Source organism: Paraburkholderia sp. EG286A (genome assembly GCF_040965375.1).
GTDB lineage: Bacteria > Pseudomonadota > Gammaproteobacteria > Burkholderiales > Burkholderiaceae > Paraburkholderia.
Genome location: NZ_JBFRCB010000006.1, coordinates 601,705 through 627,545 on the forward strand (window position 1 = coordinate 601,705; position 25,841 = coordinate 627,545).

The 25,841-nt window shown below is 67.2% G+C and carries 25 protein-coding genes; 18 read left to right on the forward strand and 7 right to left on the reverse strand.

What is annotated here, in order from left to right:
* Positions 1-76: 76 nt before the first annotated feature.
* Together AB4Y35_RS29665 and AB4Y35_RS29670 are read left to right on the forward strand one after the other, a co-directional pair.
* Complete coding sequence (locus AB4Y35_RS29665; RefSeq protein ID WP_368689626.1) at positions 77-703, forward strand: glutathione S-transferase family protein; 627 nt, start codon at positions 77-79, stop codon at positions 701-703.
* A 57-nt stretch (positions 704-760) separates the two neighbouring features.
* Entirely contained in the window at positions 761-1,390 is a 630-nt protein-coding gene (locus AB4Y35_RS29670; RefSeq protein ID WP_368707173.1) for a Fur family transcriptional regulator, read from the forward strand.
* 108 nt (positions 1,391-1,498) lie between these two features.
* Here AB4Y35_RS29670 and AB4Y35_RS29675 read toward each other — a convergent pair whose 3' ends face one another.
* From AB4Y35_RS29675 to AB4Y35_RS29685, 3 genes are all read right to left on the reverse strand, one after another.
* Positions 1,499-1,909, reverse strand: a complete 411-nt coding sequence (locus AB4Y35_RS29675; protein ID WP_069268743.1) for a response regulator — start codon at positions 1,907-1,909, stop codon at positions 1,499-1,501.
* 198 nt (positions 1,910-2,107) lie between these two features.
* Entirely contained in the window at positions 2,108-3,670 is a 1,563-nt protein-coding gene (locus tag AB4Y35_RS29680) for a deoxyribodipyrimidine photo-lyase (protein ID WP_368707231.1), read from the reverse strand.
* An 88-nt stretch (positions 3,671-3,758) separates the two neighbouring features.
* A complete protein-coding gene (locus AB4Y35_RS29685) occupies positions 3,759-4,487 on the reverse strand; it encodes a TetR/AcrR family transcriptional regulator (RefSeq protein ID WP_368707174.1) in 729 nt (242 codons plus the stop codon).
* 97 nt (positions 4,488-4,584) lie between these two features.
* On the opposite strand from AB4Y35_RS29685, the gene AB4Y35_RS29690 reads away from it, so the two are divergent.
* Both AB4Y35_RS29690 and AB4Y35_RS29695 read left to right on the forward strand, forming a co-directional pair.
* Positions 4,585-6,153: an MDR family MFS transporter gene (locus AB4Y35_RS29690; protein ID WP_368707175.1), complete on the forward strand. Its 1,569-nt coding sequence runs from the start codon at positions 4,585-4,587 to the stop codon at positions 6,151-6,153.
* A 249-nt stretch (positions 6,154-6,402) separates the two neighbouring features.
* A complete protein-coding gene (locus AB4Y35_RS29695; RefSeq protein ID WP_368707176.1) occupies positions 6,403-7,707 on the forward strand; it encodes an MFS family transporter in 1,305 nt (434 codons plus the stop codon).
* 18 nt (positions 7,708-7,725) lie between these two features.
* On the opposite strand, the gene AB4Y35_RS29700 is transcribed toward AB4Y35_RS29695, so the two are convergent.
* Positions 7,726-9,144: a PLP-dependent aminotransferase family protein gene (locus AB4Y35_RS29700; protein WP_368707177.1), complete on the reverse strand. Its 1,419-nt coding sequence runs from the start codon at positions 9,142-9,144 to the stop codon at positions 7,726-7,728.
* A 122-nt stretch (positions 9,145-9,266) separates the two neighbouring features.
* Between AB4Y35_RS29700 and AB4Y35_RS29705 the strand changes: the two genes are divergently transcribed.
* From AB4Y35_RS29705 to kch, 4 genes are all read left to right on the forward strand, one after another.
* Positions 9,267-10,190 (forward strand): DMT family transporter, encoded by a 924-nt coding sequence (locus AB4Y35_RS29705; protein ID WP_368689620.1) that lies wholly within the window; start codon positions 9,267-9,269, stop codon positions 10,188-10,190.
* Between the two features lie 97 nt (positions 10,191-10,287).
* A complete protein-coding gene (locus AB4Y35_RS29710) occupies positions 10,288-10,824 on the forward strand; it encodes an N-acetyltransferase family protein (protein ID WP_368689619.1) in 537 nt (178 codons plus the stop codon).
* A gap of 123 nt (positions 10,825-10,947) precedes the next feature.
* Positions 10,948-11,832 (forward strand): mechanosensitive ion channel family protein, encoded by an 885-nt coding sequence (locus AB4Y35_RS29715; RefSeq protein ID WP_368707178.1) that lies wholly within the window; start codon positions 10,948-10,950, stop codon positions 11,830-11,832.
* Positions 11,829-13,010 (forward strand): voltage-gated potassium channel protein, encoded by a 1,182-nt coding sequence (gene kch / locus AB4Y35_RS29720; protein WP_368707179.1) that lies wholly within the window; start codon positions 11,829-11,831, stop codon positions 13,008-13,010. The genes AB4Y35_RS29715 and kch overlap by 4 nt, the downstream gene beginning before the upstream one ends.
* 18 nt (positions 13,011-13,028) lie before the next feature.
* Here kch and AB4Y35_RS29725 read toward each other — a convergent pair whose 3' ends face one another.
* The gene (locus AB4Y35_RS29725; protein WP_368707180.1) at positions 13,029-13,610 is read right to left on the reverse strand and encodes a putative glycolipid-binding domain-containing protein; all 582 of its coding nucleotides are present in this window, start codon (positions 13,608-13,610) and stop codon (positions 13,029-13,031) included.
* Positions 13,611-13,954: 344 nt separating this feature from the next.
* On the opposite strand from AB4Y35_RS29725, the gene AB4Y35_RS29730 reads away from it, so the two are divergent.
* The 7 genes from AB4Y35_RS29730 (at position 13,955) to AB4Y35_RS29760 (ending at position 19,809) form a co-directional block, all read left to right on the forward strand.
* A complete protein-coding gene (locus tag AB4Y35_RS29730) occupies positions 13,955-14,902 on the forward strand; it encodes an urea transporter (RefSeq protein ID WP_368707181.1) in 948 nt (315 codons plus the stop codon).
* A 10-nt stretch (positions 14,903-14,912) separates the two neighbouring features.
* Entirely contained in the window at positions 14,913-15,689 is a 777-nt protein-coding gene (locus AB4Y35_RS29735; RefSeq protein ID WP_368707182.1) for a class II aldolase/adducin family protein, read from the forward strand.
* 44 nt (positions 15,690-15,733) lie between these two features.
* Entirely contained in the window at positions 15,734-15,922 is a 189-nt protein-coding gene (locus AB4Y35_RS29740; RefSeq protein ID WP_368707183.1) for a 4-oxalocrotonate tautomerase, read from the forward strand.
* A gap of 409 nt (positions 15,923-16,331) precedes the next feature.
* Positions 16,332-17,771, forward strand: a complete 1,440-nt coding sequence (locus AB4Y35_RS29745; protein ID WP_368707184.1) for a cytochrome ubiquinol oxidase subunit I — start codon at positions 16,332-16,334, stop codon at positions 17,769-17,771.
* 37 nt (positions 17,772-17,808) lie between these two features.
* Complete coding sequence (gene cydB, locus AB4Y35_RS29750) at positions 17,809-18,813, forward strand: cytochrome d ubiquinol oxidase subunit II (RefSeq protein ID WP_368707185.1); 1,005 nt, start codon at positions 17,809-17,811, stop codon at positions 18,811-18,813.
* The gene (locus tag AB4Y35_RS29755; RefSeq protein ID WP_342922500.1) at positions 18,788-18,943 is read left to right on the forward strand and encodes a hypothetical protein; all 156 of its coding nucleotides are present in this window, start codon (positions 18,788-18,790) and stop codon (positions 18,941-18,943) included. The genes cydB and AB4Y35_RS29755 overlap by 26 nt, the downstream gene beginning before the upstream one ends.
* Before the next feature lie 86 nt (positions 18,944-19,029).
* The gene (locus tag AB4Y35_RS29760) at positions 19,030-19,809 is read left to right on the forward strand and encodes a hypothetical protein (RefSeq protein ID WP_368707186.1); all 780 of its coding nucleotides are present in this window, start codon (positions 19,030-19,032) and stop codon (positions 19,807-19,809) included.
* Positions 19,810-19,816: 7 nt separating this feature from the next.
* Here the strand turns inward: AB4Y35_RS29760 and AB4Y35_RS29765 are convergent, their stop codons facing one another.
* Positions 19,817-20,494 carry an isoprenylcysteine carboxylmethyltransferase family protein gene (locus AB4Y35_RS29765; RefSeq protein WP_368707232.1) on the reverse strand — a complete coding sequence of 226 codons (678 nt, stop codon included), beginning with the start codon at positions 20,492-20,494 and terminating at the stop codon, positions 19,817-19,819.
* Between the two features lie 78 nt (positions 20,495-20,572).
* Positions 20,573-21,439, reverse strand: coding sequence for an arylamine N-acetyltransferase (locus AB4Y35_RS29770; RefSeq protein ID WP_368707187.1), 867 nt, complete (start codon positions 21,437-21,439; stop codon positions 20,573-20,575).
* Positions 21,440-21,759: 320 nt separating this feature from the next.
* Between AB4Y35_RS29770 and AB4Y35_RS29775 the strand changes: the two genes are divergently transcribed.
* The 3 genes from AB4Y35_RS29775 (at position 21,760) to efeB (ending at position 25,839) form a co-directional block, all read left to right on the forward strand.
* Complete coding sequence (locus AB4Y35_RS29775) at positions 21,760-23,274, forward strand: carbohydrate porin (protein WP_368707188.1); 1,515 nt, start codon at positions 21,760-21,762, stop codon at positions 23,272-23,274.
* 94 nt (positions 23,275-23,368) lie between these two features.
* Positions 23,369-24,529: a hypothetical protein gene (locus AB4Y35_RS29780; RefSeq protein WP_368707189.1), complete on the forward strand. Its 1,161-nt coding sequence runs from the start codon at positions 23,369-23,371 to the stop codon at positions 24,527-24,529.
* A gap of 2 nt (positions 24,530-24,531) precedes the next feature.
* A complete protein-coding gene (gene efeB / locus AB4Y35_RS29785) occupies positions 24,532-25,839 on the forward strand; it encodes an iron uptake transporter deferrochelatase/peroxidase subunit (RefSeq protein WP_368707190.1) in 1,308 nt (435 codons plus the stop codon).
* The last annotated feature ends 2 nt before the right edge of the window (positions 25,840-25,841 follow it).

Here is a 25,841-nt window from a genome sequence, read left to right on the forward strand (position 1 = left end):
AACCGCGCGAGAATCGTGTATCGTGGCGGCCTGCGCCAGGTTGACCCTTTTTCCTCTTGCAAGGAGTACGCGCCAGATGATCACGATCTGGGGACGCGCCAATTCGGTGAATGTCCAGAAAGTCCTGTGGTGTTGCGATGAACTCGTGCTGCCGTTCCAGCGCATCGACGCGGGCGGCTCGTTCGGCCATCTCAACGAGCCTTCCTATCTCGCCATGAATCCGAACGGCAAGGTCCCGACGATCACCGACGGCACGTTCGTGCTGTGGGAGTCGAACGCGATCCTGCGCTATCTGGCGATGGAGTATGGCCCTTCGAGCCTGCTCTATCCGACCGACCCGAAGGTGCGCGCCTCGATCGAGCGCTGGCTCGACTGGTCGATCGGCACCCTCGCGCCCGTCGAGCGCCCCGTGTTCCTCGCGCTCGTGCGCACGCCGCCCGAAAAGCGCGACACGGCGAAGCTCGCGGCCGACTTCGATCAGTTGACCCCGCTTTGGCGGCTGCTCGACCACCATCTGCAAGGCCGCTTCTTCATGGAAAACGAGCGCTTCTCGCTCGCCGACATCGTGCTCGGCGCGTACGCGCGGCGCTGGTTCGGACTCGAAGGCGTGGAGCGCGAGCCGCTGCCGAATGTCGAACGCTGGTATCAGCGCATCGCACAGCGCCAGGGCTTTCGCAAGTACATCGATCTGCCGCTCACCTGAGCCGTCGCTCCATGGCGGCGCGGGCGGGCCGGCGGCGCGCCCCGTATAATCGCAAGCATGAAGACAGCAAAACCGTCCCCGGACGCCTTGGCCCTGCACAGCGACACCGAGGCGCACGACCACGCGCACGATCACGGCCACGCCCACTCGCACGACGGTGTAGAGGGCGCTTCGGTCGAGTCCGCGCTCGCGATGGCCGAAGCCTATTGCCGCGAGCGCGGCGAAAAGCTCACGCCGATCCGCCGCAAGGTGCTGGAGCTGCTGCTCGCCTCGGGACGCGCGACCAAGGCGTATTCGCTGCTCGACGAAATGCGGCAGATCCATCCGGGTTCGGCGCCGCCGACTGTTTACCGGGCGCTCGACTTCCTGCTGTCGGCGGGGCTCATCCACCGCATCGAATCGATCAACGCGTTCGCCGTGTGCCACGACCTCACGCAGTGTCAGCACGGCATTCTCGTGGTGTGCCAGCAGTGCGGCAACGTCACCGAGCTGCACGAGCCCAAGCTGCGCCAGGCGTTGGTTGCGCAGATCGAGGCCGCGGGCTACCGGCTCGCCGGCGACGGCATCGAGCTCAAAGGCCTCTGCGCGCAATGCCAGGAGAGTCAGGCCAATTCGGCCGACAAGGCTGCACAGCCGGGCGCCGCTGCGGCGCCGCAAGCCGCCGCGCAGTCCTCGTCCGTTAGCTAACCGATCTTGCCCGCCCTTGAGCGCGGGCAACAGCTCAGCCGCGCCGCATCTCGCGGCGCTTCAGTCCATCCGCACCCGCACCTTTGCCGCCGCGCTACGCGCGCGGCGTCACAGCGACTGGCGCGCGTCGATCGCGTCGCTCAGCAGCGTCACCAGTTCGTCCGGCCGGGCCGGCTTGGTCATGAAGTGCTGGAAGCCCTCGCCGATGCTGCGCAGACGCCAGCTTTCGTCGGTATGGCCCGTGAGCGCGACCGCGACGGTCGGTGCGTGATCGCCGCGGATTTCGTAGTCGCGCAGGCGCTGGATCAGGTAGAAGCCGTCCATGGCCGGCAGGTCGAGATCGCAGACCACGGCGTCGGGGTGCAGGCTCAGGGCCGCTTCGACGCCGGTTTCGGCGTCTTCGACCGCCACCACATGCGCACCCTCCGCCTCGAGCAGCGAAGTCAGTGACGCCCGGCTGTGCGGGTCGTCTTCGACGAGGACGATGGTCGTCCGGTCGAGCTTGTGTACTGCGTTCATTGTGTTTGCTTACATGCCTTTCTGTCTGTCAGGCCGAGTGCCGCAAGGCTACGAGCCCGGAGTCACGCCGGGCGCACGGCAACGCGGGCCGTCCTGATAGAGCAATCTTGATGCCGTCCGGTTCCTGCGTGCCGCGCGTGCGCCCATCCGCGCCGCGCACGATAGCCGCATCACAAGACAGCCCGATGACGGCCGCGCTCACGCTTTGCCGCCCTGTTTTTTGTCCTGCTTTGAACGCTGTCGCGAAGCGGCAAGGCCTTTGGCCTTACCGGTTTGCGCATAGGCTTCGAGTGCACGCTGGCGTGCCAGTTCATGCTCGACGACAGGTTCCGGATAAGTTTTGCCGAGGCGCACGCCCGCCGCTTCGAGTTGCTGCGCGCCGGCCTGCCACGGCTGGTGCACGAGCGCATCGGGCAGGCCCGCCAGCTCCGGAACCCAGTGCCGCACATAGGCGCCGCGCGGGTCGAACTTCTGGCCCTGCAGCACCGGATTGAAGATGCGGAAATACGGCGCGGCATCCACGCCCGAGCCCGCCACCCACTGCCAGTTGGCCGGGTTGCTGGCCGGGTCGGCGTCGACGAGCGTGTCCCAGAACCAGGACTCGCCCGCGCGCCAGTCGATCAGCAGATGCTTGCTCAGGAACGACGCCACGACCATGCGCACGCGGTTGTGCATCCAGCCCGTGTGCCAAAGCTCGCGCATGCCGGCATCGACGAGCGGATAGCCGGTCAGCCCACGCTGCCACGCTTTCAGGCCGGCGGCGTCCTTGCGCCACGGCATGGCGTCGAAAGCGGGACGCAGGTTGCGCGTGGCCAGATCGACGTAGTGAAAGCGCTGGTAATGACAGAACTCCCGCCAGCCCAGTTCGCTCGCGAACTTTTCGGCGCTCGCGGCGCGGCGCGCCGAGCCGCGTCCGTGCGCGTGCTGCGCCGCCCTGAGCGCCGCCCAGACCTGGCGCGGCGAAATCGCGCCGACGGCGAGATACGGGGAGAGGCGGCTCGTGGCCGCGTCGCCGGGCTCGTCGCGCTCGCCGGCGTAGGCGTCGAGGTCGGTGGCGAGGAACGCGCGCAGGCGCTCCAGCGCGGCTTCCTCGCCCGCTGGCCAGGCTGCGCGCAAACCGCCCGACCAGTCGGGCGCGCGAGGAGCCAGGCCGAGCGCGTCGAGCGTCGATGCACGCTGGGTAAGACGTGCTGGCAGCGATTGAAAAATCATCCGTTCGGGCTCGCCTGCCGGCGGCGGTGGGTCGCCCATGCGCAGGCAGGCGCGCCAGTAGGCGCTGAAGACCCGGAACGGCTCGCCCGACTGATTGAGCACCGTCCACGGCTCGTTGAGGAGCTGACCATTGAGGCTCTCGACAGTCACGCCGCGCTCGCGCAGCGAGGCTTTGAGGGCGCGATCGACCTCACGCTGCGCCGCGCCGTAGCGGCGGTTCCAGTACACGGCTTGCGCGCCGGTTTCCGTGACGAGAGTGTCCAGCGTGGCCGCTTCGTCGCCCTGCAATAGCAGCAGGCGGCCGCCGCGAGCAGCCAGCGCCGCTTCGAGCGCGCGCAGCGATTCATGGCGCCACCAGCGCGCCGCCCCGCCCTCCGGGCGCTCGCCCGACGCGTGCAGATCGTGGATCCAGACACAGATCAGCGGCAGGCCGCTCGCCGCGGCCTGCGCGAGCGCGGGCTGGTCGGCGAGCCGGAGATCGTCGCGAAACCAGACGATGGCGGGGGCTTGGTGCGCAGAAGTGCGGGAAGAAGCGGAACAAGAAGGCAGACCGGACCTCGACCGGGAACATGCGCGCGGCACTGCGCACGGGCCATGCCGCAAAGGTCACGGAGCGTACCACGGCGCGCGCTGGCGACTAATCCGTATCAATGCCCGTATCGGCGTGTGCGTCGATGCGCCCAGGCCCCACGCCCTCGGTGATGAGCGCGACCGCATGGCGCGCGATCGCCTCGACGCCGACGTGAGGCTGCTGTGCGTCGCCGCGCCACATCTGGCTGGTGGCGAGCGGCAGCAGCGTGAGGCCCATCAGCGACTGGAACAGCAGCGCAGGCTCCAGCGCCGCGTTGAGCCGGCCCTCGCGCTGCCAGCGCGCGATGGCCGTGTGGGCCTTTTCCTGGTGCTCGCGGCCGAGGCGCTCGAGCATGCGCTGGCGCAGCACGCCGCCCTCGCTGATGACGTCGCGCACCCACAGCGGCGGAAACCACGGATTGCGCTGCCCCAGCGTCACGAAGCGCTGCACCAGCGCGGTGAGCGCCGCCACGGGGTCGTCGGGATGCTCCGCGAAGATGTCGCCAAGCGACTCGCGCAGCGGCACGAAACGCTCGTCGATCAGCACGTCGATCAGTTGATCGCGCGTCTTGAAGTAGTAGTGGACCATCGCCGGCGTCACGCCCGCCTCGCGGGCGATGGCGGCCAGCGACGTGTCGAGGATGCCCTGGCGCGCGAATAACGCAAGCGCCGCGTCGATCAGACGCGCGCGCTGCTCCGCCCCGCCCACGCCGCCGCTGGGCCGGCCGGGACGGCGCGTGGCGGGCCGGCCTGGCGTGCCGCCTGCGCTGTCGAGGGTGGGTTCTGGCACTTTCATAGGCGTTTTATCGGGTAACGAAATGAATTTTGACCAACTGGAATAATTGTCCTAATATTAACCTCCGAATTAATTAATTTCAAGACAGACGCACACGATGAAACCCAGCACGAAACACCCTGTGCCCGCTACGGCGGGGGTCGGCGCTCACGCGAATGCAGCGGTGCTGGCGTCGGGCCCGGCAGCTGCCGATGCGGGCGGCCACCCGCCGATCCGGCTGCTGTTTCCGGCGCTCCTGCTCGTCATGCTGCTGGCCGCGCTCGACCAGACCATCGTCTCGACGGCGCTGCCTACGATCGTCGGCGAACTGGGCGGGCTCGACCGGCTCTCATGGGTCGTCACGGCCTACCTGCTCACCTCGACGATCGTCGTGCCGCTCTACGGCAAGTTCGGCGACCTGTTCGGGCGCAAGATCGTGCTGCAGGCTGCCATCGTGATCTTCCTGATCGGCTCGGCGCTTTGCGGCGTGGCGCAGAACATGGAACAGCTCATCGTGCTGCGCGCCCTGCAGGGCATCGGCGGCGGCGGCCTGATGGTCGTGACGATGGCCGCCATCGGCGACGTGATCCCGCCGGCGCAGCGCGGCAAGTATCAGGGCATGTTCGGCGGCGTATTCGGTATCGCCACCGTGATCGGGCCGCTGCTCGGCGGCTTTCTCGTCGAGCATCTGTCGTGGCGCTGGATTTTCTACATCAATCTGCCGCTCGGCGCGATCGCGCTCGTGGTGATCGGCGCGGTGTTCAAGCCGCGCGCCGCGCACGTGAAGCACGTGATCGACTACATGGGCGCGGGCTGGCTCGCCGCTGCCCTCACCTGCCTGATCCTCTTCACGAGCGAGGGCGGCTCGCTGCTGCCGTGGACGTCGCCTACGCTCTGGCTCACGCTGCTGCTCGGCATCGTCGCCGTGGCGGGCTTCATCCACGAGGAAAAGCATGCGGCCGAGCCCATCATCCCGCTCGAACTCTTTCGCCAGCGCACCTTCGTGCTCGCGAGCCTGATCGGCTTCATCGTGGGCGTGTCGCTGTTCGGCTCGGTCACGTTCCTGCCGCTCTATCTGCAGGTGGTGAAGGGCTCGACGCCCTCGCAGGCCGGCATGCAGATGCTGCCGATGATGGGCGGCGTGCTCGTGATGTCGATCATCACGGGCCGCATCATCAGCAAGATCGGCAAGTACCGCATATTCCCGATCGTGGGCACGGCGCTCGTGGCCGTGGCGATGATGCTGCTCGCGCGCCTGCAGATCGATACGCCGATTCACCTCATGTATGTCTACATGGGTCTGCTCGGCTGCGGCCTCGGCATGGTGATGCAGGTGCTGATCCTCGCCGTGCAGAACGCCGTGGAATTTCGCCACATGGGCGTGGCCACGTCGGGCGCGACGCTGTTCCGCTCGATTGGCGGCTCGGTGGGCGTAGCCGCGTTCGGCGCGGTGTTCTCGCATGGGCTGAACGCGCGGCTCGAAAAGGTGCTTACCGCCGACGTGCAACTGCCGCAGCCGCTCACGCCCGATGTGATCCACCATTTGCCGCCCACGCTGCACGCGCAGTATCTCGATGCGTTCGCCGGCGCGCTGCACACCGTTTATCTTTCGGCTGCGGTCGTGGTGGTGTTCTCGTTCGCGCTGTCGTGGCTGCTGCGCGACGTGCCGCTGCGCAAGCAGCATTGAGCGACTTTCCCCCGCTTTCCCCCTCCAGCCAGCGGCTCCCCGCTGGCTTTTTTGTGCCTCGCGAACCGGCATTGCGTGGGCCTATTAGGGCCCGTTCGTGCAGTCATTACATTTTCCACACATTTAATTACAGTTATCTAAAATCGCGGGCATCGCGCGCCGGGACCCGGCGGCGCGCGTTTCAACTCTTGCGACGGTCGCATGACGGCCGCTCGCCACAAAACACACAAACCAGGAGAAGACCCGCCCATGGACGTCCAGACCGACCCAACCACGCTATCCGCGCAAGACACGAGGCGACGCGTATTCGCCATCGTCGGCGCCTCGTCGGGCAATCTCGTCGAGTGGTTCGACTTCTATATCTACTCGTTCTGCGCGCTGTATTTCGCGCCCGCGTTCTTCCCGAGCGGCAACACCACCACGCAGCTGCTCAACACCGCCGGCGTGTTCGCCGCGGGCTTCCTCATGCGCCCCATCGGCGGCTGGCTGTTCGGCCGCATCGCCGACCGCCACGGCCGCCGCACCGCGATGATGATCTCGGTGCTCATGATGTGCGGCGGCTCGCTCGTGATCGCCATGCTGCCCACCTACGCGCAGATCGGCGCGTTCGCCCCGTTCCTGCTGCTGCTCGCGCGGCTCTTCCAGGGACTTTCGGTGGGCGGCGAGTACGGCACGAGCGCGACCTACATGAGCGAGGTCGCACTCAAGGGCCGGCGCGGCTTCTTCGCGTCGTTCCAGTACGTCACGCTGATCGGCGGCCAACTCTGCGCACTGCTCGTGCTCGTGATCCTGCAGCAGACGCTTTCCACCGAAGAACTGAAGGCCTGGGGCTGGCGCGTTCCGTTCGTGGTCGGCGCATTCGCCGCGCTGATCTCGCTCTATCTGCGCAAATCGCTCGACGAAACCTCGACGAGCGAGTCGCGCCACAAACGCGACGCGGGCACGATTCGCGGCGTGTGGCAGCACAAGGGCGCGTTCCTGACCGTGGTGGGCTTCACGGCAGGCGGCTCGCTGATCTTCTACACGTTCACGACCTACATGCAGAAGTACCTCGTCAACACGGCCGGCATGCACGCGAAAACCGCCAGCAACGTGATGACCTGCGCGCTCTTCGTCTACATGCTGATGCAGCCGGTGTTCGGCGCGCTGTCCGACAAGATCGGCCGGCGCACGTCGATGATCCTGTTCGGCACGTTCGCGGTGATCGGCACGGTGCCGCTCATGCATGCGCTCAAGGACGTGTCGAGCCCGGTGGCCGCGTTCGCGCTGATCACGGTGGCGCTGGCCATCGTCAGCTTCTACACCTCGATCAGCGGCCTCATCAAGGCCGAGATGTTCCCACCCGAAGTGCGCGCGATGGGTGTGGGTCTCTCGTACGCGGTGGCCAACGCGCTGTTCGGCGGCTCGGCCGAATACGTCGCGCTGTGGTTCAAGGCGGCCGGCAGCGAGTCCATGTTCTACTGGTACGTGACCGCGCTGTGCGCGATTTCGCTGATCGTCTCGTGGCGTATGCGCGATCCGTCGAAGGAAGGCTATCTGCGTCACGAACCGTGATGCATGGGCGCGGCCCCTTCATGCGGGCTGCGCCACCCGCTCCATCGCACGCCGCAATGTTTCGTAGACCTTCGGACGATTGCACTGCGAAACATTGAAGCGCAGAAAATCGCCCGCGCTGCGCGACACGCTGAACACGTTGCCAGGCGCGAGCACCACGCCTTCCACCAGCGCCTCGCGCGCGATCTGCGCGGCGTCGAGTCCATCCGGCAACCGCGCCCATACGAATAGTCCCGCCTGCGGACGCGTCCATGCGGTCAGGCCCAGCGCCGCGAGCCGCTGCAGCGTCTCGCCCATGGCGTCGGCGAGCTTCGCACGCAAGCCGTCCAGATGCCGCCGATAGGTGCCGTCCACGAGCAGGCGGTGCACGAGTTCCGCCACCATCTCCCCATTGCCGAACGAGACCGCGAGCTTGAGATCCACGAGCGGCTCGATCCAGTCTGCGCGTGCCGCGATGAAACCGCAGCGCGCCGCCGCCGACATCGTCTTCGAAAAGCTGCCGATCGTCACGACGCGCGCGAGCCCGTCGAAGGCCGCGAGGCGAGGCGCGGGCTCGATCTCGAAGTCGGCAAAGATGTCGTCCTCGACGATCAGGAGGTCGTGTTCCTCCGCGAGCTTGAGCAGGCGATGCGCGACGGCGGGCGCGAGCGTCGCGCCCGTGGGGTTGTGGACCGCCGAGTTCGTCACATAGAGGCGCGGACGCGATTCGGCCAGCGCGCGCTCGAACGCGGCGAGATCCGGGCCCGTCGGCGTGTACGGCACGCCGACCACGCGCACCCGGTGCGCGCGCAGCAGCGCCTGGAAATTGAAGTAGCACGGGTCGTCCACGAGCACGGTGTCGCCCGGCTCCAGCAGGAAGCGGCACAACAGGTCGAGCGCCTGGGTGCCGCCGTCGGTCAGCACGATCTGCCCGGGCGCGGTCTCCACGCCGTGCTGGCCGAGCCGCCATGCCAGCTGCTGGCGCAGCGCCGGCAGGCCGAGCGGCGACGCGTAATCGGTGAGCGGCGCGCGCGGGTCGCGTGCGAGGGCGCGCAGCGCGCGCCGCACGGCGTCCTGCGGCAGCCACGAGGCGGGCAGCCAGCCGCAGCCGGGCCGCAGCGCGTCGGCCTCGGTCTGCAGCGACTGGCGCGTGAGCCAGAGCGGATCGATCTCGCGGTCGAGCTGCGGCCCGAGCGCGGCGAGCGCGAGCGGCGGCGCGTGCCCGGCCACGAAAAATCCGGCGCCGCGCCGCGCGACGAGCACGCCTTCGGCGACGAGGCGCTCGTAGGCCTCCACCACCGTCGAATTCGACACGCCAAGCTGCCCGCTCATCGCCCGGATCGACGGCACGCGCGCGCCCGCGGCCAGGGCCCGCGCGGCAATGCGCTCGCGCAGCGCCTGCATCACCTGCTCGACGCGCGTCATGGGCAGGGCTTGCGTCCTCGCTCTGTCTTTCATCTGTACTGCTCCGTGTTCAATACAGTTTGAACAAATTGTACTGATCTGTAGCTTACCTTCGCGCGGCGCGGCGCGCATCATCTGCGGATCGATCACCGCTGTTTCCTCTTGCCCACAAGCCCATGCGCAAAACGCTCGACCCCACCACCGACGGCTGGCTCTGCGGCCTGGCAGGCGTGCTCATCTTCAGCGGCTCGCTGCCCGCCACGCGGCTCGCCGTGCTCGGCCTCGACCCCGTGTTCCTCACCGTCGCGCGGGCGAGCATCGCGGGCGGGCTCAGCGTGCTGCTGCTGCTTGGGCTGCGCGCGGCGCGACCCGCGCGCGCCGAGGTCTGGCCGCTCGTCATCGTGGCACTCGGCGTGGTGGTGGGCTTCCCGCTCCTCACGGCGCTCGCGCTCCAGCACGTGAGTTCGGCGCACGCCATCGTGTTCGTCGGCCTGCTGCCGCTCGCCACGGCCGTGTTCGGCGTGCTGCGTGCGGGCGAGCGTCCGCAGCCGGCCTTCTGGCTCTTTTCCGCGGTGGGCAGCGCCGCCGTGGTGGCGTTCGCGCTGCGCCACGGCATCGACGCCTCGCCGCTCGGCGACGCGCTCATGCTCGGCGCGATCGTCGTGTGCGGGCTCGGCTACGCGGAAGGCGCGCGGCTCTCGCGGCGCCTGGGCGGCTGGCAGGTGATCTGCTGGGCGCTCGTGATCTCGCTGCCCGTGATGGCGCCGCTCGCGTGGTGGCTGCGGCCCGCCTCGTTCGCCGCGGTGGGCGCGGCCTCGTGGTGGGGGTTCGCCTATGTGTCGCTCTTCAGCATGCTGATCGGCTTTGTGTTCTGGTATCGCGGGCTCGCGCTCGGCGGCATTGCGGGCGTCGGGCAGTTGCAGTTGCTGCAGCCGTTCTTCGGCTTCGTGCTCGCCGCGCTGCTGCTGCACGAGTCCGTGCCGCCCGCGATGATCGCCGTCACCGCCGTGGTGATCGCGTGCGTGGCCGGCGCGCGGCGCTTCGGGCGCGCGGGCGGTGCTTCCGCTGTCGCGAATCGCGCGGGCACGCAGCGCGTCTAGCCCGGGCTTTTTTGGCGCGCTTCAAAAGCGCGCCCGCGCAAGGCATAGTGAGGAACGCAAACCTCCTTCTCCTTTGCCTTCGCGCTCGCTCCAACCGATGAACCCACACTCCGACGCGCACGTGCGCGACGCCACCGCCGACGACTTTCCCGCCATCGCCGCGATCTACGCGCACCACGTGCTGCACGGCACGGCGTCGTTCGAGGAGACGCCGCCCTCGCGCGAAGAACTCCTGCGCCGCCACGCCGCCGTGCGCGAACACGGCCTGCCCTGGCTCGTCGCCGAGATCGACGGCCAGGTGGCGGGCTACTGCTACGCCACGCCCTACCGGCCGCGTCCGGCGTACCGCTTCACGGTCGAAGACTCGATCTATATCGACGAGGCGTTTCGCGGCCGCGGACTCGGCCACACGCTGCTCGACGCGCTGATCGAGCGCTGCGAGGCCGGCCCGTGGCGGCAGATGATCGCCGTGGTCGCCGACCCGCGCGGCGGCTCGCTCAAACTGCACGAGCGCCTGGGCTTCACGCTGACCGGCACGCTGCGCGGCGTGGGCTTCAAGCATGGCGAGTGGCGCGACACCGCGCTCATGCAGCGCACGCTCGGGCCGGGCGCGGATACGCCGCCCAAGGGCTGACGCGCGAGCCTCAACTGCATGGCGGCACGCCACACGCGCGCCGCAAGCGAAACGCCGCTCGTACAATACGTCCTTTCGCAACGGAGCCGGACTCAGGGCTCCGCAGACAAGGACTGATTCACCATGCAACCCCTCCTCGAACACCTGCACCCGTCCAACTGGGGCTTCCTGTGGGACGCGCTCTCCGCGCTCGCGCTGCGCCTGTGCGCGGCCTTCGCGATCCTCTGGTTCGGCTGGTGGCTCTCCCGGCGCGTGGGCAACTGGATCAAGCGGCGAGGCAGCGGCATCGATCCCACGCTGCGCCCCATCGTGCGCGACACCGCCGTGTGGGGCGTGCGCCTCGTCGCCGTGATCGGCGCGCTCTCGCAAATCGGCATCCAGACCGCCAGCATCGTCGCGGTGCTCGGCGCCGCCGGTCTCGCCATCGGTCTCGCGCTGCAAGGCACGCTGCAGAACATCGCGGCCGGCATCATGCTGTTGCTGCTGCGGCCGTTCAAGGTGGGCGACTATATCGACGGCAGCGCCGGCGCCAGCGTCGCGGGCACCGTCGAGGAAGTGAATCTCTTCACCACGCGCCTCACGAAACCGGACGGCATCTGCGAGTACGTGCCGAACAGCGCGCTGTGGAGCAATTCGATCCGCAACTACAGCCGCAATCCCACGCGCCGGCTCGACCTCGAAGTGGAAGTGTCGGTGCGCGACGACGTGAACCGCGCGATCGACGCCTTGCGCACGCTCGCCGCCGCCGACCCGCGCGTGCTGGCCTCGCCCGCGCCGCAAGTCATGGTGACGCGTTTCGACGACAGCACCGCCGTGCTCAACGTGCGCGTGTGGTCGAATATCGACACGTTCTGGGAGATGCGCTGGGAGCTGTCGCGCAAGGTGCGCCAGACGCTCAATGACGCGCACTGCTCGCTGCCCCTGCGCACGCGCGAGCTGCACATCGTGCAGACGCAACCGGCGGAACCTGAGCAACCGACACAACCGACGCAACACGCGCAGCAATGAGCGCGTACGCGCGCCGCCTGCGCGGCTACGCCCGAGGGCTCGTGCCGCACGGCTACCTGGCTGTGCTGCTGGTGCTCGACGGCCTGCTGCTGGTGCGCCCGGTCGCACAGAAGGCGCTCGAACACGCGGGCGGCAACTGGTTCGACGACTGGATCACGCTCATCAATGCGTTCGGCGTGCTCGCGCTGCCTCAGGCGCTCGTTGCGACCGGCCTCACGATGATGTCGTTCGGCATCGCGCTGCGCGCCCGCGTGGCGTGGGTGCTTTCTCTGGTGCTGCTCACCGGCGCGGCCAGCATCTGCCTGTGGGGCGACTATCGCAGTCACGCGCTCGCCGGCTTCTCGCTCGCCCTCGCCTGCGCGCTGATCTACTACTGGCGCCACTTCGATCGCGCGAGCGTCGCCGCGGGATCGCTGTTCGCATTCCTGAGCATTGGCTCGTTGGTCGTCTACGCGGTGTTCGGCTCGCTGTATCTCGGCGACGACTTCGACCCGCCTATCCGCAACCTCGTCACGGCGTTCTACTTCTCGATCGTGTCGATGTCCACGGTCGGCTACGGCGATATCGTGCCGCGCTCGGACACTGCGCGGCTGTTCACGGCCTCGATCATCGTGCTCGGCATCACCGTGTTCGCGACGTCGATCAGCGCCGTGATCGGGCCCGTGATCGGCGGCCATTTGAAACGCATCGTGAAGGGAGGCATTTCCAACGTGACCCGCAAGAACCACTATCTGATCGTCGGCGCGTCGCCGCTCGCGCATAGCGTGTACGCGGGGCTCCTCAAGCGCGGCTACGCGGCGACCGTGATCGTCGCGCCGAATATTCCGCACAACTATCCACCGGAGGCCGACCTCATCGTCGGCGATGCGAGCGACACCGCGACGCTGCACAACGCGGGCGCCGAAACCGCGCTCGCCGCGCTCGCGCTGCGCTCGGACGACGCCGAGAACGCCTTCGTGATTCTCGCCATCAAGGAAATCGCGCCGAAGGTGCGCACCGTGGCGCTCGTCAACGACAGCCGCAACCTGCAGCGGCTGCGCCTGCTGCAGCCGGACATGGTGTTTTCGCCGCAACTGCTCGCGGGCGAACTGCTCGCGCGCACGCTCAACAACGAAACCATCGACAACACGCTGATCGAACAGTTGCTGTTCGGCAAGAGCGCGGGCGGCGCGGCGTAAGCGTCTTGGCGCCGCGTGCTACCGGTCCAGCGGCGGCAGGCGCCGGAACAGCGTGGGATAGTCGATGACGAGCCCGTCTTCGTCCACGCGCAGGTTCGCCGTGAAGTCGCGAAAGATGCCCTCGTAGCGATACTCGCGATCGCGCTCGATGCACACGTAGGCCTGCTCGACGGGCTTGGGATCCAGCTCGGGCGCGGCGATGTACACCACGCGGATCGGCTGGCGCTCGCCGCGCGCGAGGCCCAGACGCCGGATCGGCAGCGTGTTCGTGTACGGCGTCGCGGCGATGTCGATGTCGATGCAGCCGTCGAGCGCCTCCAGTGCGCGCCCCTCGCCGTCGGTCCAGTGGCCCTTGCCGTCGCTCTGGAGCACGAGCGAGCCGCCGCCCATCACGCGAAACGCCGCCCAGCGCACGCGCCAGCGCGCATCGCACTCGATGGCGTAGCACAGGCCATAGGACTTGCCGTAGCGCTCGCCGATGACCACGCTTTCCGCGCGGATCGTGTCGCCTGTTTCGCCGAATTTCGGGCCGCAATGCGCATCGAACGCCAGATGCTCGATACCCTCGCCCGTCTCGGATGCCCAACGCACTTCACGCATCGTTCGCCTCCCATGTAACGCTGTCGACCAGAGTTAGTGCTTTAGCACTTACTCTGGTCCCATGCAAAGCTGTCGACCAGAGTTAGTGCTTTAGCACCTACTCTGGTCCCATGCAAAGCTGTCGACCAGAGTTAGTGCTTTAGCACTTACTCTGGTCCCATGCAAAGCTGTCTCTGGATGACCTCGATAACCGCCCTTGCGCATATCGTAACGCGGCGACGAATAGCGACTATCAACACACGCGCATGCGCGAGGCGGTCTGCATCGCCTATGCTCGCAATCTGGCCGGCCGTGCGCCTCGCACCGGGGCCTCACCGCCCGCACCCGCACGCCACGTCTTCGCCATGTCCGCCCGATTTTCCGCCGCTGCCGGCGCCACTGCCCGGTCCACCGACACCGCCGCCGCTGGCGCGCTTTTGCGCAGCCTCGGCCAGATCGTGCTGCAGGCGCACGCGGGAACGGGCGCGTGCCTGCTCGCGGCGCTCGCGCTCACCGACTGGCGGCTGGCTTTCGCCGCCCTGCTCGGCGCCGCGGCGGCCAATGTCTGCGCGGTCGTGGCAGGCCACGCAGAAGCGGCGATCCGCGACGGCCTCGCAGGCTACAACGGCGCGCTCGCCGCGCTCGCGGCGTTCACCTTTGTCGGCGATGCGGGCACGGCGGCAGCGCTTGCACTCATCGCAGGCGGCGCGAGCGCGTGGCTCGCCGGGCCGCTGGACCGCCGCCTCGCGCGCGCCCGGCTCGGCTTGCATTCCGTGCCCTGTGTCATCGCGACCTGGATCTGGCTGCCGCTGCACCCCGGCAGCGCCCCCGTCGCCAGCGCAATCGCCGCAGCCCCGCAGGCGCCACACGGCGCGCCGCTCGCGGCCGCCGCACACGCCGCCGCCGGCGTGTTGAGCGGCCTCGCGCAAACCACTTTTGCCTCGGGCGCGGCGGCGGGACTGTGCGTGCTCGCGGGCCTCGCCTGGTCGTCGCGGCGCGCAGCGGCCTATGCGCTCGGCGGCGCGGCGCTCGCGAGCGCGCTCGAACTCGCGTGCGGCGCGAGCCCGGCCGCCCTCGGCGCGGGCCTCGCGGGCTTCAACGGCGCGCTTGCCGCGCTCGCGGTCTGCGCGCTCGGCACACGCGCCGCGATCTGTGCGACCATGCTCGCCGCGGCCCTGCATCTGGCCGCCGTGCGCTGCGGACTGCCCGCGCTGACCGCGCCGTTCGTGCTGGCAAGCTGGAGCGTGCACGCGGCGGCGCGACGCCTGCGCCCTGCGTCGTCCACGCCGCCTGAAGAGTCCATCGTCCGCTGAAGGAATCGCCATGTCTTTCGCCCATCGCCCGACGAGCACCTGCGCCGAGACCGCGCCGCGCTCCGCCGCCGAGCAGCAACTGCGCGTCGATCTCGCCGCCGCCTACCGCCTCATCGCACTCAACGGCTGGGACGACCTCATCTACACGCACGTCTCCGCAGCCGTACCGGGCGAGGCGGGCCGCTTCCTCATCAATCCGTTCGGCCTCGCCTTCGACGAAGTGCGCGCCTCGAACCTCGTGAAGATCGACACCGAAGGCCGTATCGTCGGCGCAAGCGAGCATCCCGTGAACGCCACCGGCTTCGCGCTGCACGCGGCCGTGCATCTCGCGCGGCCCGACGCCGTGTGCGTGATGCATCTGCACAATACGGCGGGCATTGCCGTGTCGATCCAGCGCGACGGGCTCCTGCCCGCCTCGCAGCACGCGCTGCGCTTTTACGGCCAGCTCGCGTGGCACGACTACGAAGGCCTCGCCTTCACGCCCGCCGAAGGCACGCGCCTCACGGCCAATCTCGGCGCTCACCCGGCCATGCTGCTGCGCAATCACGGCACGCTCACCACCGGCCGCACGGTGGCCGAAGCCTACGTGCTGATGGCGACGCTCATCAAGGCCTGCGAAATCCAGCTGCAGGCGCAGGCCGGCGGCGTACCGCTCGTCGTGCCGCCGCCCGGGGTGGCCGAACGCACGGCCGAGCAGTTGCGCGACGGCGGCGCGATCGAAGGCGTGCTCGAATGGCCCGCGCTGCTGCGCAAGCTCGATCGCATCGATTCGTCATACCGAGACTGATCGCGCCCAATCCATCGTTTCGCTCACTTTTCAAGGAGACCTCCATGCCGACATTCCACATCGAAATGTTCGAAGGCCGCAGCGTCGAACAAAAACGCCAGCTCGCCGCCGCCCTGACCGAGACCACGTGCAAGGTGCTCGGCGTCGAGCCGCAATCCGTCGACATCATCTTTCAGGACGTGAAGCCGGAAAACTGGGCGACGGCCGGCAAGCTGTGGAGCGATCCGCGCTAAAGCCGCCATTTTCATCGCATTCCTGATCTTTTCCGCCTGGCGTCGTACACCCGCTCGCGCCGCCAGGCGCGCCTGAATTTCCCCCCGCACGATTCCTGACCCCGCACGCGGAGGCACATTGCCGCACCCCATGCGGCAGCGCGGTGTATTGACGCAGCGCGACGCTCTTCGCACATCCCCGCTGCGCAACGAGTGTTTAATCTAAATTGATCTGTATCAATGCGTTAGCGCATGTTTTCGTCCCTTTGATATTGACGACTGCGACACGCTGGCGCACGTCGCAGCGCAGCAAAACCTTCGCCGTTCCCCTACGCTTACGTCCATTGCACGAGAAGCGCAGCGCCCCCACTGCCTCGCCGTGCGACGTTTCTTCCGCGCTTTTCCCGGTAAGCAAGCAACAGGCACGTACATGCACACGTCACTATCCGCCTTCGACCTGGCCCGGCTGCAGTTCGCCTTCACCGTCTCGTTTCACATCGTCTTTCCGGCGCTCTCCATCGGCCTCGCGAGCTTCATCGCCGTGCTCGAAGCCTGCTGGCTCAAAACGCGCCAACCGTTCTACAAGGACCTCTGCCTGTTCTGGTCGAAGGTCTTCGCCGTGGCCTTCGGCATGGGCGTCGTGTCCGGCGTCGTCATGAGCTATGAATTCGGCACCAACTGGTCCGGCTTCTCGTCGTTCGCGGGCCCCATCACCGGACCGCTGCTGATGTACGAAGTCATGACCGCGTTCTTTCTCGAAGCGGGCTTCCTCGGCATCATGCTGTTCGGCTGGAACCGCGTGAGCCCGCGCGCCCACTTCGGCGCGACGCTGATGGTCGCCATCGGCACGCTCATCTCCACGTTCTGGATCCTCGCCTCGAATAGCTGGATGCAGACGCCGCAAGGCTTCAAGATCGTCGATGGCCACGTCGTGCCGGTGGACTGGTTCAAGATCATCTTCAATCCGTCCTTCCCGTACCGTCTCGCGCACATGGCGATCGCCGCGTTCATCGTGGCCGCGCTCGTGGTGGCCGCGAGCGGCGCGTGGCATCTGCTCAAGGGGCGGCGCGACCCCGCCATCAAGAAGATGTTCTCGATGGCGCTCGGCCTGCTGCTCGTGCTCGCGCCGGTGCAGGCCTTCGTCGGCGACGCACACGGCCTGAACACGCGCGAATATCAGCCCGCCAAGATCGCCGCGATCGAAGGCATCTGGGACACCGAACAGGGCGGCACCGCGCTCAATCTGTTCGGCATTCCCGACATGCAGGCCGAGACGACGCACTACGCCGTTTCCATTCCGCACCTGGGCAGCCTGATCCTCACGCATAGCTGGGACGGCGAGATCAAGGGACTCAAGTCCTTCCCCGCCGACGAGCGGCCCAATTCGCCGCTGCTGTTCTGGAGCTTCCGCGTCATGGTCGGCTTAGGCATCCTGATGATCGTGCTCGGCGTGACCGGCTGGGTGCTGCGCCGCCGCGGCACGCTCTACGAATCGCGCGGCTTCCAGCGCTTCGTGCTCGCCATGGGTCCGACGGGCTTCATCACGCTGCTCGCGGGCTGGGTGACGACGGAAGCCGGCCGTCAGCCCTGGGTGGTCTATGGCGTGATGCGCACGGCACAGGCGGTGTCGCCGCTCACGGCGCAACAGGTGGGCATTTCGCTGATGGCGTTCGTGGCGGTGTACTTCCTCGTGTTCGGCACGGGCATTTACTACCTGCTCAAGCTTCTGCGCAAAGGTCCCGCGCTGCCCGACTCGAGGCCACATGCGCCGCATGAGCCACGTGAGCCGCGCGTGGCGCACCCTGCGCTCGCTGCGAGCCAGACCGCGCGCCGCCCCATGTCCGCCGCCGATCAGCTGATCGACGCCTGAGGCTCCCCGCATTCATCGTTACGAGGCTAGCAAGCAAATGGATGTCACCGTCATCTGGGCCGCGATCATCGCGCTCGGCGTTCTTCTCTACGTGGTGCTGGACGGCTTCGATCTCGGCATCGGCATCGTGTTTCCGCTTTTTCCCGACGAGGATGAGCGCGATCTCATGATGAACACGGTCGCCCCCGTGTGGGACGGCAACGAGACCTGGCTCGTGCTCGGCGGCGCGGGGCTCTTCGCCGTATTCCCCGTGGTGTACTCGACCGTGCTTTCCGCGCTCTACCTGCCGCTCGTGTTCATGCTCGCGTGCCTGATCTTCCGCGGCGTCTCGTTCGAGATTCGCGCCAAGGCCAACCGCACGAAGCATTTGTGGGACCTCGCGTTCATCGGCGGCTCGACGGGCGCCGCGTTTTTCCAGGGCATCGCGCTCGGCGCGTTCCTGCAAGGCATTCCGATGGACGGCGGCCAGTTCGCCGGCGACGCCTTCGGCTGGCTCACGCCCTTCAGCCTGCTCTCGGGTTTCGGGCTCGTCGCGACCTATGCGCTGCTCGGCTGCTGCTGGCTCGTCGCGAAGACCGAGGGCGACCTGCAGCGCCGCCTGCGCAAGCTCGTCTGGCCGCTCACGGTCATGCTGCTCGGCTTCATCGCGCTCGTGAGCCTGTGGACGCCGCTGCAGGATCCGGCCATCGCCGAACGCTGGTTCCGTTCGGGCCTCTTCTGGCGTCTCGCGCCGGTGCCGCTGCTCGTGCTCGCCTGCGCCGCGTGGATGCGCTGGGCCGTGCATGCACGCCATCACAAGACGCCCTTCATCGCGGCCATCGGACTCGTGCTGCTCGGCTACGCGGGCCTGCTCGTGAGCCTGTGGCCGTACGCGATTCCGCAGGGCCTCACGCTGTGGGAAGCGGCGGCGCCGCGCGAGAGCCAGATGTTCACGCTCGCGGGCGCGGCGTTCATTCTGCCGGTCATCCTCGCGTACACGATGCTCAGCTACTGGGTCTTTAGAGGCAAGGTGCGTCATGGCGACACCCATCACTACCATTAAAACTGCACGCCGGGCGCTGCCTGGCTGGCTCTGGTTCGTACTCCTCTGGTGTGCGGGCGTGGGCGCAGCCGTCTCGCTCGGGTTCGCGTTCAAGGTCTTCATGAACCTCACGCTGTTCGCCGTGAAGTGAATGGCACGAGCGGAGTCGCACGAGCGCGCTCGATTTCACGGCGCCGCGTTAGACTGTAGGCTCTCTGTTACCCGTGCGAAAACCTCATGCAACAGATGACCTTCATGGAATGCGTCAAGCGCGCATGGGCGAGCGCCTGGCAGGCCGCCGTGCAAATGCCGGTTCTCCTTGCGGGAACGTTTGTGATCTACGCGGCGCTCGGCTGGTTCGGGCTCGCCGGGCGGCCCGTGCCGGCCGAAGGCGCAGCGCCCTCCGCCGGGCTCATTTTCCTCGGCAATCTCGCCTCGCTCCTGAATTCGCTTGTCTACCTCTGGTTCACGCTCAAGATTTCGCGCTTCGTGCTGCTAGGCGAGCGCAGCGCGCCGCTCATGCCGGCAGGGGCCAAGCCGTTCCTGCGTATTTTCGCGGTCGGCCTCATTCTGGCGGTCGCGCTCGGCGCATTCGCGCTGTTGCTGTGGGTCGTGCTGCGGCCTCAATACCAGGGCGGCGCCGCGTTCCTCTTTCTGGTGGTCGTTGCGATCTGGATGTTCGTGGCGGTGCGCCTCTCGCTGCTCTTTCCGGCGCTCGCCGTCGGCAGCAAGATCGCCTTCAGCGCCGCCTGGCGCGACAGCCGCGGGCACTTCTGGAGCCTCTTTGGCGTCACCTTCGTCGCCGCGCTGCCCATTGCGGTGTGCGGCCTGATCGTGCTGATCGGCATGGGCCTCGCGGGCGTCACGCCTGAAATCGTGCGGCAGCCGGGATGGCTCACCGCACTCGCCATTGGTCAGAGCATCGGCAATATCGTGTTTGCGCTGCTCACTACCACGGCGCTCGCCTGGCTTTATCGACGTTACGCGCAAGCCCTGACTTCGCCCGCCACGAGCTAATCTCGCACTACCAGATGCCCGGCACGAAGCGATAACGCACGCGTGCCAGATACTCGCGGTAGCCGGGCAGATTCTCCGCCAGCGTCTGCTCTTCGCGCACCGCGCGATAGCCGATCCCCACGACCATCACGGGCACGCAAGCGAGCCCCCACCACGAACCGAGCATGAGCGGCGTGCCGACGAGAAAGAGCAGCGCGAAGCCATACATCGGGTGACGTACGTAGGCATACGGGCCGGTATCGCTGACTGTGTGCCCGCGTTCGCTCTGAATCTTCACCACGGGCGCCGCGAAGCGGTTCGCCGCGAAGACGGCGCGCGTCGCGTAGATATCGACGAAGATGAAGATGGCGCCGAGCACGCTGAGCCACAGCGGCACGCGCGACCAGCCCATGCGCACGGCGTCGATGCCCATCAGGCAGAGCCACGCGCAAAAACCCACCGAGACGCACAGCATGAACACGCGGTCCCACGGCTGCTGCGTGCGTTGCGCGAACGGCGCGAGGCGCTCGACCAGCAGGCCCGGATCTTCGCGCCCGAGCCACAGGCCGATCCACACGCCGCACAACGCCCACTCGATGAGCCACAGCCACGCCGCCGTCCACGCCAGTGTGCCCGCCGAGACGAACAACAGCACGCCCATCAATCCGAACCAGACCACGACTTGCGCGAACAGCTTCGCCATCAGCGCTTTCGTCATTTTCAGCTCAGTCATGATGCCCTCCTTGCCCGCGGGCGCGGCGTCGCGTCGGACGCCGACTCGCGTCTACCGTTGCGCGCCGTGTGACGTCATGCGCGCATAGAGCGCGTCGGCGTCGATACGCTGCGCTTCTTCGCCGCGGGCGAGATCGATGCCGAAGCGTTCGCGCAGACACTGCGCGAGTTCCGCTCCATTTGCGAGCGTACGCTCCTCGCTCACCTGACCTTGTGCGTCGCGCTCGGTAAAACGCTCGTTGAACAGGATCGCGCGGCCGCCTTCGCGTGCAATGCACGCGATCAGGCTGAACGTGAAGAACGACTCGGGCGACGCCGACGTGTACCAGTTCGCCATTTCGTAATCGACCCACTCGGCGGGCGTCAATTCAAAACGATAGAGATCGAACCACTTCTCGCCATCGTGCAATTGCAGCTTGCGCTCGTTCGCGGACAACGTCACGAGGCGCGCCGGTTCGTGCGGCGTCGGCTGTTCCGCCTCTGTCGAGAACGAGAGCGGCGCACGCAGCGTCGCGGCACCGAAGCCTCCGTCGACGAGCCACGTATCGCCTTCCGCCTCCACGCGCAGCAGCATATGCGTGCGCGGCGTGCGCGCGTCGGGTTCGCGCCCGTACAGCACGCGTGCGGCGAGCGGCGTCACCGTAAAGCCCAGTTGCATGAGCACATGCGCGAGCAAGGTGTTGTGCTCGAAGCAGTAGCCGCCGCGTCGCTGCGTCACGAGCTTCGCGACGATGTCCGGCAGCTCGATGGAGACGCGCCGCCCCGCCAGCGGATCGAGGTTCTCGAAAGGAATCGCAAGCGGATGCAGGCGCTGCAGTTCGCGCAGCACGGCGAGGGTCGCGACACGCGGACCGTCGTAGCCGATGCGGGCGAAGTACGCATCGAGATCGAGTTCGTAGCCTGGGGAAATGTCGGTCATGGAGCCAGCTTGTCTTGAAGTTTGAGCGGCGAAACGCGCGTTCACACACATGATGATAAGCGACTTCATTCGCCTGACTAATTCATCCAAAGCTAACGACCTGTAATGCGTAAATGCGCGATTGAAAGCAATTCGCAAGGATGTCCGTGATGCAGCGTAAAGCAAGCGTAAAACAGTTGCGAATCATTCTCGTTTTTGTTGACGCTCGCATTCTCCGTTAGTACGATGGCGCCGTCTGGAGATGTCGGGTATTCAGCGATTTGCGAATAACAAAGCCAGAGCGACCCATCACGCAAACATTTCAATAAGTAAGGAATACGATGGAATTGACCCGATCAGTCCACGTTGCTTCGTCGGCCTGCTCGCGCCGTTCGGTGCGCCATCGTCCGGCGCCCCGGCGTGCGCCGGCGTTGCGCGCCATCGCCGCGCTCGCTGCCAGCGCGACCTTCGCTTGCGGCGCGGCTCATGCGCAAAGCAATGCGAACCCGGACGCCGCCCCGGAAGCACCGGAAGCCGACCTCGCGATTCAGGCGCAGCCGTCGAACTTCTGGACCGGCTTCTGGACGCGCCAGACGATGCTCGGCGACATGGGCGGACTGCGGCCGTGGCTCGGCAAATACGGCGTGACCTTCCAGCTCACGGAGACGAGCGAATACCTCGCGAACCTGCGCGGCGGCCTCAAGACCGGCGGCGCGTACGACGGCCTCACGACGGCGACCGTGCAGGTCGACACGAGCAAGGCGCTCGGCATTCCGGGCGGTCTGTTCAACGTGAGCGGCCTGCAGATTCACGGCACCAACCTGAGCACGTCGAACCTCGGCACGCTGAATACCGCGAGCGGCATCGAAGCGACGCCGACCACGCGCCTCTGGGAGCTGTGGTACCAGCAATCGTTCCTCGACAAGCGCCTCGACGTGAAGATCGGTCAGCAGAGTCTCGACCAGGAATTCATCACGAGCCAGTACGCCGCGCTCTTCATCAACACGATGTTCGGCTGGCCCGCGCTGCCTTCGTACGACATGCCCTCGGGCGGCCCGGCCTATCCGCTCGCCGGTCTCGGCGTGCGCGTGCGCGGCCAGATCACGCCTTCGCTCACCGCGCTCGCCGGCGTGTTCGCAGGCGACCCGCTCGGCAACGATCCGAACAACCTTAGCGGTACGAACTTCAATCTGCACAACGGCACGTTGTGGATCGGCGAACTGCAGTACGCCATCAACCAGCCGTCCGAAGGCGAACTCGTGAGCGCCGACAATCACGGCCTGCCGGGCACCTACAAGATTGGCTTCTGGTACAACAACAACCCGTTCGACGACCAGCGCTACGACAACACCGGCCTGTCGCTCGCCAATCCGGCCTCGACCGGGATTCCGGCGACGCATCGGGGCAACTACAGCATCTACGCGGTGGCCGACCAGATGATCTGGCGTCCCGACCCGGACGAAGCGCGCAGCATCGGTGTATTCGCGCGCGTAATGGGCGCGCCCGGCGACCGCAATCTCGTGAGCCTCGCGGCCAACCTCGGCATCGTCATGAAGGCGCCGTTCAAGGGCCGCGACAACGACAGCGTGGGCCTTGCCGCCACCTACATCAAGGTCGGCAACAACGTGCACAACCTCGACCTCGACCAGCAGATGTTCACCGGCGGTCCTTACGGCGTGCGCACGCAGGAAACCGCGCTCGAAGCCACCTATCAGTATCAGGTCACGCCGTGGTGGATTCTCCAGGCCGACGCGCAATACACGTTCAACGCGGGCGCCGGCCAGAATCCGCAGGATCCGACCGCGCCGCTGCGCAATACGTTCGTGATCGGCGTGCGGACCAACATCACGTTCTAGGCCCACGAAAGCGCACCCGACCCATGTTCAACCCCAAGTCCTCGCGTGTCCCAGCCGGCGTGCGCGCCGGCCGCGCGAGGCACGGAGATTCAGTATGAAACACGCTACGCGCACGCTCCTGCAATGCACGGCCCACGCGGTCCGCTCGGCGCTCGCGCTTGCCGCCGCGGCGGCGCTCGCCGGCGCGCCGCTCGCGGCTCACGCCGACCCGCAGGGCCTGCTCGAGACCGTCAAGCACCACACCACGCTCATCAACACCGTGCCCGACAACGGCGACCAGAACCCGTATGCGATCTTCGTCGCGCCGGTCTCCTCCGGCACCGTGAAAGAAGGCGACGTGCTGGTCGACAACTTCAACAACGCGGCCAACCTGCAGGGCACCGGCAGCACGATCGTCGACTACCACCCCGACACGAAGCAGATGACGCTGTTCGCGACGATTCCGCGCGATCTCAAGGAATGCCCGGGCGGCGTCGGACTTTCGACCGCGATGACGATGCTCAAGTCGGGCTGGGTCATCGTGGGCAGCACGCCGAGCAACGACGGCACCACCGGCACCAAGGGCGCGGGCTGCATGATCGTGCTCGACAGCAGCGGCAAGATCAACAAGGTCATCAGCAGTTCCAATCTCAATGACCCGTGGGGCAACATGGCCGTGGTCGACAACGGCGACCACGCCACACTGTTCGTGAGCAATGCGGGCTTCGGCGTGGGCGGTGCGGACGGTAACCCGCCCGTGTTCAAGCAGGCCACGGTGCTGCGCCTCGACTTCGACATCCCGAGCGGCCAGGCGCCGGTCCTGAAGCGCGAAACCGTGGTGGCGAGCGGCTTCGGCGCGCAGGCGGACAAGGGCGTGTTCCTCGTCGGCCCGACCGGCCTCGCGCTGTCGGCGGACAACAAGCTGCTCTACGTGTCCGACGCGATCGGCAACCGCATCAACGTGATCGAAGACCCGCTCACGCGCGACACGAGCGCGGGCGTGGGCCGCCAGCTCACCGCCGACGGGCTGCTGCACCGTCCGCTCGCCATGATCACCACGCCGCAGGGCCACCTGCTCGTGACGAATGCCTTGAACGGCCAGGTCGTCGAGATCGACCCGGCCGCGGCAAAGCAGCTGTACGCCCGCTGGATCGATACCGACAAGGCGCAGACGCCTCCGGGCAACGGCGACCTGTTCGGCATCGCGCTGACCCCGGCAGGCGACGGCTTCTACTACGTGGAAGACGACGTGAACACTCTCGTGCTGGCTAAATAATCATGCCCTCCGACGATACCCCCAACCAGCCCTCGCGCCCCGCGCGTCGCGGCTTCCTGAAAGCCGGCGCCGCGCTCGGTGCGAGCCTCGGCGCAGGTGCGGCCACGAGCGGCCTCGCCCAGGCCGCCGAAGCGAAGCACCACGCGATGTCCGCCGACCCGATGCTCGCCGTCGAGCCGTTCTACGGCGAGCACCAGGGCGGCATCGTGACGCCGCAGCAGGCGCACACGTATGTCGCGGCCTTCGACCTCACGACGACCTCGCGCGACGACGTCATCAACCTGCTGCGCAAGTGGACCGAGTCCGCGGCGCGCATGAGCCAGGCGCAGCCGGCGGCCGCGCTCGACTACACCGGCGACGACCATCCCGCGCCCGATTCTGGCGACGTGCTGGGCCTCGGCCCGGCGGGCCTCACGGTCACCTTCGGCTTCGGCCCCGGCCTCTTCACGTCGCAGGACAAGGACCGCTATGGCCTCGCGCACAAGCGCCCTGCCGCGCTCGTCGATCTGCCGCGCTTCAACGGCGACCAGCTGATCGCGCAAAAGACCGGCGGCGATCTGTTCGTGCAGGCGTGTGCCAACGACGCGCAAGTCGCTTTCCACGCGGTGCGTCAGCTCGCGCGCCAGGGCTACGGCATCCTGACGATGCGCTGGGGCCAGGCGGGCTTTCTCTCGGGCCCGCGCGCGCAAACGCCGCGCAACCTCATGGGCTTCAAGGACGGCACGAACAACCCGCCGACCACGGACCCGAAGGCGATGAACCAGTTCGTCTGGGCCACCGCAGCCGACGCGCCGTGGATGCAGGGCGGCACCTATACCGTGGTGCGCCGCATCCGCATCACGCTGGAGCACTGGGACCAGATGGAACTGGGCTTCCAGGAACAGGTGTTCGGCCGCCACAAGTACAGCGGCGCGCCAATTGGCCAGAAGAAGGAATTCGACAACGTCGATCTCGACGCGCAAGACAAGGACGGCAATCCGCTGATTCCCGAGAACTCGCACGTGCGCCTCTCGAACCGCGCGTCGAACAACGGCGCGCAGATCCTGCGCCGTTCGTACTCGTACAACGACAGCACGGACTTCTACATCGAGCGCTGGCCGCCGTGGCGCCAGGAAACCGAATATGACGCGGGCCTCATCTTCGTCGCCCACCAGGGCGACCCGCGTACGGGCTTCATTCCGATCAACGAAAAGCTCGCGAAGTTCGACATGATGAACCAGTTCACGACGCACGTGGGCAGCGCGATTTTCGCGTGCCCGCCCGGTGCGAAAGCGGGCTCGTTCATCGGCGCGGAGCTGTTCAGCGCCTGATT

Coding starts and splice junctions, on each gene's coding strand:
- AB4Y35_RS29665 (WP_368689626.1), top strand. CDS start 77: ATGATCACGATCTGGGGACGCGCCAATTCGGTGAATGTCCAGAAAGTC.
- AB4Y35_RS29670 (WP_368707173.1), top strand. CDS start 761: ATGAAGACAGCAAAACCGTCCCCGGACGCCTTGGCCCTGCACAGCGAC.
- AB4Y35_RS29675 (WP_069268743.1), bottom strand. CDS start 1,909: ATGAACGCAGTACACAAGCTCGACCGGACGACCATCGTCCTCGTCGAA.
- AB4Y35_RS29685 (WP_368707174.1), bottom strand. CDS start 4,487: ATGAAAGTGCCAGAACCCACCCTCGACAGCGCAGGCGGCACGCCAGGC.
- AB4Y35_RS29690 (WP_368707175.1), top strand. CDS start 4,585: ATGAAACCCAGCACGAAACACCCTGTGCCCGCTACGGCGGGGGTCGGC.
- AB4Y35_RS29695 (WP_368707176.1), top strand. CDS start 6,403: ATGGACGTCCAGACCGACCCAACCACGCTATCCGCGCAAGACACGAGG.
- AB4Y35_RS29700 (WP_368707177.1), bottom strand. CDS start 9,144: ATGAAAGACAGAGCGAGGACGCAAGCCCTGCCCATGACGCGCGTCGAG.
- AB4Y35_RS29705 (WP_368689620.1), top strand. CDS start 9,267: ATGCGCAAAACGCTCGACCCCACCACCGACGGCTGGCTCTGCGGCCTG.
- AB4Y35_RS29710 (WP_368689619.1), top strand. CDS start 10,288: ATGAACCCACACTCCGACGCGCACGTGCGCGACGCCACCGCCGACGAC.
- AB4Y35_RS29715 (WP_368707178.1), top strand. CDS start 10,948: ATGCAACCCCTCCTCGAACACCTGCACCCGTCCAACTGGGGCTTCCTG.
- kch (WP_368707179.1), top strand. CDS start 11,829: ATGAGCGCGTACGCGCGCCGCCTGCGCGGCTACGCCCGAGGGCTCGTG.
- AB4Y35_RS29725 (WP_368707180.1), bottom strand. CDS start 13,610: ATGCGTGAAGTGCGTTGGGCATCCGAGACGGGCGAGGGTATCGAGCAT.
- AB4Y35_RS29730 (WP_368707181.1), top strand. CDS start 13,955: ATGTCCGCCCGATTTTCCGCCGCTGCCGGCGCCACTGCCCGGTCCACC.
- AB4Y35_RS29735 (WP_368707182.1), top strand. CDS start 14,913: ATGTCTTTCGCCCATCGCCCGACGAGCACCTGCGCCGAGACCGCGCCG.
- AB4Y35_RS29740 (WP_368707183.1), top strand. CDS start 15,734: ATGCCGACATTCCACATCGAAATGTTCGAAGGCCGCAGCGTCGAACAA.
- AB4Y35_RS29745 (WP_368707184.1), top strand. CDS start 16,332: ATGCACACGTCACTATCCGCCTTCGACCTGGCCCGGCTGCAGTTCGCC.
- cydB (WP_368707185.1), top strand. CDS start 17,809: ATGGATGTCACCGTCATCTGGGCCGCGATCATCGCGCTCGGCGTTCTT.
- AB4Y35_RS29755 (WP_342922500.1), top strand. CDS start 18,788: ATGGCGACACCCATCACTACCATTAAAACTGCACGCCGGGCGCTGCCT.
- AB4Y35_RS29760 (WP_368707186.1), top strand. CDS start 19,030: ATGCAACAGATGACCTTCATGGAATGCGTCAAGCGCGCATGGGCGAGC.
- AB4Y35_RS29770 (WP_368707187.1), bottom strand. CDS start 21,439: ATGACCGACATTTCCCCAGGCTACGAACTCGATCTCGATGCGTACTTC.
- AB4Y35_RS29775 (WP_368707188.1), top strand. CDS start 21,760: ATGGAATTGACCCGATCAGTCCACGTTGCTTCGTCGGCCTGCTCGCGC.
- AB4Y35_RS29780 (WP_368707189.1), top strand. CDS start 23,369: ATGAAACACGCTACGCGCACGCTCCTGCAATGCACGGCCCACGCGGTC.
- efeB (WP_368707190.1), top strand. CDS start 24,532: ATGCCCTCCGACGATACCCCCAACCAGCCCTCGCGCCCCGCGCGTCGC.